This window comes from Thermosipho globiformans (assembly GCF_003990895.1).
Classification (GTDB): Bacteria; Thermotogota; Thermotogae; order Thermotogales; family Fervidobacteriaceae; genus Thermosipho; species Thermosipho japonicus.
Map to the genome: position 1 here is coordinate 1 of NZ_BHXD01000037.1, position 1,276 is coordinate 1,276.

Annotated in this window: 1 protein-coding gene; it reads right to left on the reverse strand. The window is 29.9% G+C overall.

What is annotated here, in order from left to right; all coding sequences use genetic code 11:
• Positions 1-86: 86 nt before the first annotated feature.
• Positions 87-1,046 (reverse strand): glycosyltransferase, encoded by a 960-nt coding sequence (locus tag EO083_RS09710; protein ID WP_241230041.1) that lies wholly within the window; start codon positions 1,044-1,046, stop codon positions 87-89.
• Positions 1,047-1,276 lie beyond the last annotated feature (230 nt).

Below are 1,276 nucleotides of genomic sequence, written 5' to 3' on the forward strand. Positions count from 1 at the left end.
ACTAATAATAGGAGTAGAGAAAAAACCAATTATTGCTCTAACCCAAGTTCCTATAGAAAATGAAAAAAACATTTTTAGATACCTTTTCATTTATTTGATATCACCTGCTTATATACCTCTATTTCTTTACCTACCAAACTACTCCAAGTAAAATTTTCGGCTCTCTTTATTAATTTATCTCTATCATATCCTTTTTTTAATACTTCAACAACCTTTTCTGAAATTCTTTCTTCAAAATCTTTCCCTTCCTCAATGACATATTCTGGAAATCCTATAGCTTCGGGTATTCCTCCATTGTTACTTCCAATAACACAAGTGCCACATGCTTGTGCTTCAATTACAACAGCTCCCCATCCTTCATTTCGACTAGGAAGTATCATTACATCCATTGCATTCATCCATTTTGCTACTTCTTTCTGCTGAATTCTTCCTGTAAAAATTATATTTAATCCTTTTGTTTCCTTTTTAATTATATCTCTCATTGGTCCATCGCCAACTACTATAAAATATGTTTTAGGGTATTTTCTTGCAATGTAATTAAATATTTCACCAAGCTTATCTGCCCTTTTGATAGAAAACAAATTACCTACAAATCCTACATATTTATAACCTGATTTATATATTCCAAGTTGTTTTCTTACCTCTTCTTTATCAGCTGAATAAAAAATGCTTGGATCATATCCATTTGGAATTACCACAGCATTTTTTCCTGAATAACCATATGATTTTGCTTTTTCTAATAAAGCTTTGCTAACAAAAATATTTGCAGAAGATGACTCAAGAACTCTTTTGTATTCAGAGCTTCTTTGTGGCATTAATACATTAACATCACTTCCATGTAAACTAACTAAAAAAGGCTTATTATACTTCTCTGCCAAAAACTTTGCAATTAAGCCTGCTGGTGCCTCACCATACATACCATGTGCATGTATAATATCATATTGTTCTAAATCAAATTTTTTCTCAATATTTTTACACAAAACCTTAAAAAGATTTAAAAGTCCAAATTTATAAAACAGATATTTAGTAATACTCCATCTAAACACTTTATAATCTATTCCGTCTATTTCTTCTAAAGGATCATTATAAACTTTTCTTAAAATTTTCTTTAAAGCTCTAATCAGAAAATCGTCTTTATAACACCCTGGCCAAAGTAAAAATTATTTTTCAATCAATCTAATCATTTTAGGATGAGCAGAGAGTGTGTCTATTAACATTGTTAACTGCTGACCTAGTAACATATATGTAATCTGTGCCTTTAGTGTCTTTTCATTCA